Origin of the sequence: uncultured Nevskia sp., from assembly GCF_903885465.1 — a bacterium.
GTDB lineage: Bacteria > Pseudomonadota > Gammaproteobacteria > Nevskiales > Nevskiaceae > Nevskia.
Map to the genome: position 1 here is coordinate 1 of NZ_CAISIQ010000274.1, position 8,404 is coordinate 8,404.

The window sequence follows — 8,404 nt, forward strand, 5'->3', positions numbered from 1 at the left end:
CTGATCAACACCAGCCTGCGGCCGTTCAGCCCGCCGCACTGGCGGCTGCGTCCTGCAGTCTGGCCGGATGTCCTGCGTCTGGCCTTGCGGCCGCCGTCCGTGCGGGCGATCGAGCGAATGATCCTTCGCCTCACCAGCCGCCTGGTGCGTGAACCCGAAACCCTGCTGGACGACTGGACCCAGTGGCGCCTGAGCCATCCAGTGTCCCGCGCCAATGCGCTGCGGCAATTGCTGGCCGCCGCCAAGTACCGCGCACCGATTGCGGCACCGGCAACGCGATTGCTGATTCTCAACAGCGCGCGTGATGCCTTGGTCGACAGCCGTTGCTCGCAGCGGCTGGCCAAGCGTTGGGACTGCGAGATCGCGGTTCATCCACGCGCCGGGCACGACCTGCCGCTCGATGATGGCGGCTGGGTGATCGAGCAGATTCGTCGCTGGTTGTGAGCAGGCTTCAGAGTGTTTCCAAATCAAGGGAACACATAAATTCCTGTCATGCCCGCGAAGGCGGGCATCCAGTTTGAGCCGTAGCGCGCCGCATCAGAACTGGATTCCCGCCTGCGCGGGAATGACGAGTGTTTGTAGAGATTGAAGAAAGCTGCGCTCGCAACACGCCCAAAAAGAAGCCGGCCCTGAGGCCGGCTTCTGAAGATTGCAGCGACTGCTTTTTCTGATTCAGTAGATCAACGCCCCATCAACGTAAAACCAGCGGCTGATCGAGCTTGAGCAGGATGAATTCCGAATCGTCCGCCTGGCTGCTGCCGACGTGGCGACCGACGCTGAACGGGAAGTTGTTGTCGTTGATCACGCCGATCCGGTTCTGGTCGATCACCACCACGTCTTCGATGGTCGTGAACGGGAACGAGAACGGGTTGCCGAGGCCGATATCGCCCGGCTGGCCCGGCAGCGAGATGCCGGCTGGATCGGCGATGTTCTGCAGATCGACCAGCGGCGCCTTGATCACGTCGGCGCCGTCGACATTGCTCAGGCGGATGCGGTTGATCGCCTTGTAACCGGCGGTGTTGCCCTGGCTGCCATCGCGTTCGATGACCAGGCCTTCGCCCAGCGCATTGAACAGCACGAAGTCACCGATGTTGGTGCCGCGCGCATCGAGCGGGTAGTAGTTGCGGCGGCCGGTGTAGCGCTTGGCGGCCAGGTTGAATTCGCTGATCTGCAGGCGACGCTGATCGGCACCGGTCAGCGGCCGTTCCAGCATCGGATACAGCGCGGTGCCAGCGGTGTTGATCGCCATGCCTTCGAAGCCGCCGCTACCCGCCGCACGGAACGGCGCGGTGGCGATCGTCGAGCGATACGGCCAGTACAGGCCGGCCATCCACGGCGTGTTGCTGCCGTTCGTGTCCGGTTGCATGTTGGTGCCGTCATCGGAATCGCCGAGACGTGTCTGATCGGTGATCACCGGGAAATCGCCGAACAGGAACACCGTGCGGATTTCCGGCACCGCCTCCTGCACCAGCAGCAGGGTGCGGAAGTCGAAGCTCTGGATGTCGGTACGCGCCTGCATCCGGCGACGGACCACCACCTCGGCCAGCGAGCGCGCCATCACTTCGGGTGCGAAGGTGCGGTCCTTGTAGACGTTGCCGAGCGCATCACGATCCGAGCGCGGGTTGAGCTTGGTCTCGATGTTGAAGCGAACCTTGCGCGCGGTCGCCAGTTTCTGCGCGGCGCCGGTCAGGAAGCGGCCGGGGCCGACGCTGTAGTACTGCGCGTAGAAATCGACGAAGTCATAGAGCTGATTGACGGTCGGCACGATGTACGGATCGAGCAGGCGGCGGCTGGCGGCGAAGGCCGTGGCTACCGGCGACAGCGCGCGATCGTTCTGCTGGGTCGGACCGCGGAACAGCTTGTCGCAGATGAATTGCGCTTGGATGTCGGCGACGTTCAGGCTGCGGATCAGCACTTCGTTGGCGGTGGTGTACGGCGCGCCATCGGCCCGACGGCACTTGCCGGCTTCGATGTACGGGTCGTGGAACAGCACGGCGACCTTATCGAGGCTGACGCCAGTATCGGTCTCCAGCGTGGTCATCAGATTGTCGAGCGCCACTTCCATCGCCGGCAGCGTGTTTTCCGGGCGCAGATCGCGGCCACCGCGATGGCCCTGGATGTCGAACTTGGTCACGTCCGGCAGACCGTCGGCGCCGAGATAGTCGCCCGGCGTGCCGTCGCCATTGGCGTCGAATTCGCGTACCGCCTGCAGCAGCAGATCGGGACGATCGGAGATCAGGCCGCTGACGTTCTTGGCCATCAGCGACAGCATCGTCGCCTTGTCGTCGACCGTGTACGGCACCACCGGGAAGCCGGCGGCGCGCAGCAGGGCGATGTCGTGGATGTCGCTGGCAGCCGGCGCCAGATCAGCCGGCGAGTTGCTGCCGCGTGCATAGCTGGCGTTCGGGTCGGAGCCCGGGAACTTCAGTTCCGGGAAGTACGGCGAGAACACCGGCGTCTTGGTGCCGCCGTGGGCGAAGGCATTGGCGCGCACCGCGTTCATGATGCGGACGGCAGCGGTTTCCTCGTTGTACGGATTCTGCGGCGCGCGCACTTCACGGCTGGGGTTGTCGAAATCAGGCAGTGCGATCGGCGCTTCGAGCACCTTGCCGGTGGCGTCGGTATGTAGCAGGAACGGGCCGAATTCATCGCCGAACCACAGCGAGCCGTCCGGCGCGCGCTGCATCGATTCGATGTCGAAATCGGCGCCGGTCAGCACCCGCGCTTCGGAAAAGTGGTTGACGATCGCGAACGGGATGCGGCGATCGGGATCGCGCAGTTCGATGTTGCCGAGCACGTCGATGGTGCCGGCGCCGCCCTTGGCGGTTTCGAGATTGGTGCGCACGGTGTAGACGCGCAGATTGAAGTCCGCCGAGGTCTGCAGGCTGCCGTAGCCGTTGTCCGGCATCACGTTGAACGTGCCGTCGGCATTGCGCAGCACGGCGGAAAAGCCCTGCACCGGCTGGCGATTCAGGAACGGCGGCGTGATGCCGTTGATCGGCGCGCTGCCGATGTACTGGCCAGAGGTCGGTCCGGCGGAGAAGGTGAGGGCGGGCAACACGGCGCGGCCTTCGAGCGTTGTCGCGGCGACGGTTTGGCTGCTGACGAGCACGGCGGCGATCGCCGCCAGCCTGAATCCTTTATCGATTTTCATGACCACGTTCTGAACCCCTGAGCAGGATCTAAGGAGCTCGCATGGTGGCCAGCAGAGGTGTCGTTGCCGTGGCGGGCAGATAACGCGACTGTGAAGGTGGGCGGGCCGGAATCACCCGATCGCGCCGCGGCCGCACGGCAGTAAGCAACATTGTTTTCGGCGACCTGTGGCCGAAGTCAGGGTTGACGTGTCACCTTTGCGCCCGCGCGAGCAGCCCGCATCGCTCGCGACAATTCAGATTGCCGTACTCGGAGAAGCCGCATGATTCCTTTCTCGATCCAGGTTTTTGTCTTCAAGATCTTCCAGTTCCTGCTGAAGTGGTCGACCAAGCTGCTCACCTTCCGCACGCCGGAGCTGTTCAGCGGCCCCGGTTCCTCCCTGCAGCTCTGCGATCACATCGCCACCCGCACCGGCGTCAAGAACCTGCTGATCGTCACCGACGGCATGCTGGTTAAGCTCGGCCTGCTGAAGCCGATGCAGGACCGCTTGACCGAGCTGGGCGTGCGCTATGTCGTCTATGACGGCGTGCTGCCGAACCCGACCATCGATCAGATCGAAACCGGCCTGGCGATGCTCAAGCGCGAAGGCTGCACGGCGATCCTGGCGATCGGCGGCGGCTCCTCGATCGACGCCGCGAAAGTGATCGCGGCGCGCGCGCGCAATCCGCACAAGATTGTCCACATGGCCGGCCTGATGCGGGTGTTCTTCAAGCCGATGCCGCTGTACGCGGTGCCGACCACCGCCGGCACCGGTTCGGAAGTGACGATCGCCGCCGTGGTCTCCGATCCATCGACCACCCGCAAGTTCGCGATCATGGACCCGAAGCTGGTGCCGATCGGCGCCGCACTCGACGGTGCCTTGATGACCGGCCTGCCGGCGCACATCACCGCCGCCACCGGCATGGATGCGCTGACCCATGCGGTGGAGGCCTATATCTCGCGCAATCACACGCCGATGACCGATGCCGAAGCACTCGACGCGACGCGGCTGATCATGCAGAACCTGCCGACTGCGGTGACCGATGGCGGCAACATCGAAGCGCGCCAGAACATGGCTGTGGCCTCGTTCAAGGCCGGTGTCGCGTTCACCACCGCCGGCGTCGGTTACGTGCACGCGATCGCCCACAACTTCGGCGCCTACTACCACATGCCCCACGGCCTCGCGAACGCCGTGGTGCTGCCGCGGGTGCTCGATTTCTCGAAGCCGGAATGCATTCCGCGCCTGGCCAAACTGGCCGAGGTCAGTGGCCTGAAGCACGGCGGCGAAAGTGATGCCCAGCTCGCCGATGCCTTCATCGCCCATGTCCGCAAGCTCAACGCCGACTTCGGCATCCCGACCCAGGTCGAAAAGCTGAAGGCCTCGGATATCCCGGCGATCACCGGCAAGGCGCTCAGCGAAGCGCACTGGACGTACGCCGTGCCGCGATACATGGACAATAGCGATTGTCAGGCCTTCATCAGCCAGATGCTGCCGTGATCTGAACCGGTCTCCGCAGCCCGAAAACCAGAAAAACAGCTGTCATCGATGGGGAGCGTTGTGAGATCTTTTCAGTTCAAGTGGGCCGCGATTCTGTTGATCGGCGTATTGGCGGCGTGTACCGGAAGCAGCGAACCGATCATTGGCGATGGGACGCAAACGCCACCAGCACCGAGCGGCACCACGGGCAGCATCGATCCGGTCGATGGCTACCTGACCACCGACGCGCCGATCGGCAGCAGCACGGTCAGTGATGGCGTCGGTGTGATCCGGGTGGCGGACGGCACTACAGCGACCTCGATGAACCTGGACGTCAACGGTGTCCGGCGGCGCTATGTGGTGATGCGGCCGACCGTGTCGTCCGGCAATGCGCCGGTGCTGATCCTGCTGCATCCCTCGCTGACCGCGCCGGAATCGATGGCGAATCTGACCAAGGTCTCCGAGTACGTGCTGACTCGGGGTTTCTGGGCGGTGATGCCGGAAGCGATCGGCGGCAGCTGGCAGGACGATCCGTCCGGCCTCGGCGATCAGGACGTGCCGTTCATCTCGGCGCTGATCGACAAGCTGGTGGCCGATGGTGGCGTCGACGCCAGCCGTTTCTACGCAGCCGGCTTTTCCAGCGGCGGCTTCATGGCCGAGCGACTGGCCTGCGATCTGTCCGACAAGATCGCCGCGTTCGGCGTCGTGTCCGCAGCGCTGCGGTCCAGCCTGGCCGCGGTCTGCTTCCCGGCGAAGCAGCGTGCGAAAGTCTATTTCCTCGGCACCGCCGATCTGATCGTCCCGTACAACGGGCTGTTGGGCCAGTTCGACAATGGCATTCGATCGGCTGCCAGCACCATCGATTTCTGGACAGCGCAGCAGCAGTGCAACGGCGACGTGCGGACCACTCCGATTCCGGACACCGAGCGTGACGGCACCACCGCCGAACTGCAGGAACGGACCGGTTGCACGGCCGGCACCCAGCTGCAGCTCTACACCTTGACCGGCGGCGGTCACGCTTGGCCGGGTGGTGAATCGACCATCTTCGGCGTCACCTCCCAGGATATCGCCGCCACCGGCCTGATCTGGCGCTTCGTCAACGGTTACCGTCGCTGAGCCCCCAGAAGAGCCTGAAGAATGACCATCGAAACCCTGCACGAAGGACGCTTCCTGCGCCTGCTCCGCAATGACACCTGGGAATACGTGTCACGGCCGCATGCGCGCGGTGCCGCGTTCATCGCTGCACGGACCGATGAGGGCGAACTGGTGTTGGTCGAGCAATACCGGGTGCCCTTGCAGTCGGCCTGCATCGAACTGCCGGCCGGCATCGTCGGCGATGAAGCCGCGTTTGCCGATGAGGATTTCGAAGCCGCCGCGCTGCGCGAACTGGAAGAGGAAACCGGCTACCGCGCCGGGAAGATCCAGCACATCCTGACCGGCCCGACCGCGCCCGGCATGTCCTCCGAACTGCTGCATTTCTACGTCGCGACCCGGCTCGAGCGCATCCACGACGGCGGCGGTGTGGAAGGCGAGAACATCACCGTGCACCGGGTGCCGATCGCGACCATCCAGCCTTGGCTCGCCGCCCAGGCGGCAGCCGGCAAGCGCGTCGATCCGCGGGTTTATGTCGGCCTATGGTTCCTGGCCCAGACGCCGGCTTGATCATGCGGGCCTGTCGCAGGGCATCATTCACATCAAATCAATACGGTGCCCGCCGATGAACACGTTCCGGATGTCCTTTGTCTGCTTGCTGCTCGCCGGTCTCGGCGGCTGCGCCGCATCGCGGCCGGTGCTGTACCCGAACCAGACCTTGAACCAGAGCGGCCAGGCCGCCGGCGATGCCGCGATCCAGGACTGCAAGCGCAAGGCGGATGCGGCGAACGTCGATGATCCGCAGGCGGGTGCGGTGGCGAAATCGACTGGTGTCGGTGCCGCTGTTGGTGCTGCGACCGGTGCAGCCGTCGGTGCGGTACTCGGCAATGCCGGACGCGGTGCGGCAGCCGGCGCCGCCGGTGGCGGCGCGCAGGGCCTGATCAGCGGCATGTTCAGCTCGTCCGGGCCGAGCCCGCTGTACAAGTCCTATGTCGACCGTTGCCTCCGGGATCAAGGCTACGAAGTGATCGGCTGGAAGTAGCCGCTCGGCTTGCCGCAGCGCCCCAGCTGGCCTATCGTCGCGCCAACAAGCTGGGGGTGCCGGCTGTGACGATCATCTGATCGACGCAGCGGGCTGAGAGCAAACCCTTGGAACCTGGCCGCGGCCTCCGGACGTTATGGAGCCCGGCGTAGGGAAGGCTTGCGGCCTGCCGAGCGCGCTCGCGCGCAGCCGCGTCTTCCCGTCGATATGACCGAGGAAGACTCATGAGTGCCGTCCCGAAATCCGCAGTCGATGCGCTGACCCAGACCCGCGCCGATGAACTGAGCGCCGAGGTTCGCGAGCCGTTCGCCAAGAGCCGCAAGGTGTACGTCGAAGGCTCCCGTCCGGACATCCGCGTGCCGATGCGCGAAATCATCCAGACGCCGACCCGGCTGCACAACAGCAAGGAAGGCGACGCGGGCGAAGTCGCCAATCCGCCGCTCACCGTCTACGACACCGCCGGCCCGTACACCGATCCGGATGTGCAGATCGACTTGCTGAAAGGCCTTGCGCCGCTGCGCGCGAACTGGATTGCCGAGCGCGACGACACCGAAGAACTCAAGGGCCCGACCTCGATCTTCGGCCGCATCCGCGCCGCTGATGACAAGACCGCAGCCCTGCGCTTCAGCCATATCCGCAAGCCGCTGCGTGCAAAGAAGGGCGCCAACGTCAGCCAGATGCACTACGCGCGGCAGGGCATCATCACACCGGAAATGGAGTTCGTCGCCATCCGCGAGAACATCCGCGTGCAGGAGCTGCACGACAGCTACCAGGCCGCCGGTTACCTGAAGCGCCATGCCGGCCAGAGCTTCGGCGCCAGCATCCCGGAAGTGATCACGCCGGAATTCGTCCGCAGCGAAATCGCCCGCGGCCGCGCCATCATCCCGGCCAACATCAACCACCCGGAACTGGAGCCGATGATCATCGGCCGCAACTTCCTGGTGAAGATCAACGCCAACATCGGCAACTCGGCGGTCACTTCCTCGATCGCCGAGGAAGTCGAAAAGATGGTCTGGTCGACGCGTTGGGGCGGCGACACGGTGATGGATCTGTCCACCGGCAAGAACATCCACGAAACCCGCGAGTGGATCATCCGCAACTCGCCGGTGCCGATCGGCACGGTGCCGATCTACCAGGCGCTGGAAAAGGTCAACGGCAAGGCCGAAGACCTGACCTGGGAAATCTTCCGCGACACCCTGATCGAACAGGCCGAGCAGGGCGTGGACTACTTCACGATCCACGCCGGCGTGCGCCTGCAGTACATCCCGCTGACCGCCGAGCGGGTCACCGGCATCGTGTCCAGAGGCGGCTCGATTCTCGCCAAGTGGTGCCTTGCGCATCACAAGGAAAACTTCCTGTACACGCATTTCGAAGACATCTGCGAAATCATGAAGGCCTACGACGTGTCGTTCAGCCTCGGCGACGGCCTGCGTCCGGGCTCGATCGCCGACGCCAATGACGCCGCGCAGTTCGGCGAGCTGGAAACGCTCGGCGAGCTGACCCAGATCGCCTGGAAGCACGACGTGCAGGTGATGATCGAAGGCCCCGGCCACGTGCCGATGCATCTGATCAAGGAGAACATGGAGAAGCAGTTGAAAGACTGCGACGAAGCACCGTTCTACACGCTCGGGCCGTTGACCACGGACATCGCGCCGGGCTAC

At 64.6% G+C, this 8,404-nt stretch carries 7 protein-coding genes; 6 read left to right on the forward strand and 1 reads right to left on the reverse strand.

Annotated features, from left to right (window positions below):
* A partial coding sequence (locus tag QZY06_RS10220) for an alpha/beta fold hydrolase (protein WP_367275609.1) occupies nucleotides 1-444 on the forward strand: 444 nt, incomplete at its 5' end.
* Nucleotides 445-691: 247 nt separating this feature from the next.
* Here the strand turns inward: QZY06_RS10220 and QZY06_RS10225 are convergent.
* A complete protein-coding gene (locus QZY06_RS10225; RefSeq protein WP_295683687.1) occupies nucleotides 692-3,154 on the reverse strand; it encodes an esterase-like activity of phytase family protein in 2,463 nt (820 codons plus the stop codon).
* A gap of 261 nt (nucleotides 3,155-3,415) precedes the next feature.
* On the opposite strand from QZY06_RS10225, the gene QZY06_RS10230 reads away from it, so the two are divergent.
* From QZY06_RS10230 to thiC, 5 genes are all read left to right on the forward strand, one after another.
* Nucleotides 3,416-4,630 carry an iron-containing alcohol dehydrogenase gene (locus QZY06_RS10230; RefSeq protein WP_295683690.1) on the forward strand — a complete coding sequence of 405 codons (1,215 nt, stop codon included), beginning with the start codon at nucleotides 3,416-3,418 and terminating at the stop codon, nucleotides 4,628-4,630.
* A gap of 60 nt (nucleotides 4,631-4,690) precedes the next feature.
* Nucleotides 4,691-5,725: a PHB depolymerase family esterase gene (locus tag QZY06_RS10235; protein ID WP_295683693.1), complete on the forward strand. Its 1,035-nt coding sequence runs from the start codon at nucleotides 4,691-4,693 to the stop codon at nucleotides 5,723-5,725.
* A gap of 21 nt (nucleotides 5,726-5,746) precedes the next feature.
* A complete protein-coding gene (locus QZY06_RS10240) occupies nucleotides 5,747-6,271 on the forward strand; it encodes an NUDIX hydrolase (RefSeq protein WP_295683696.1) in 525 nt (174 codons plus the stop codon).
* 55 nt (nucleotides 6,272-6,326) lie between these two features.
* A complete protein-coding gene (locus QZY06_RS10245) occupies nucleotides 6,327-6,743 on the forward strand; it encodes a glycine zipper family protein (RefSeq protein ID WP_295683699.1) in 417 nt (138 codons plus the stop codon).
* 224 nt (nucleotides 6,744-6,967) lie between these two features.
* Nucleotides 6,968-8,404 (forward strand): phosphomethylpyrimidine synthase ThiC (gene thiC / locus QZY06_RS10250; protein WP_295683702.1); only part of this gene is annotated, 1,437 nt, incomplete at its 3' end.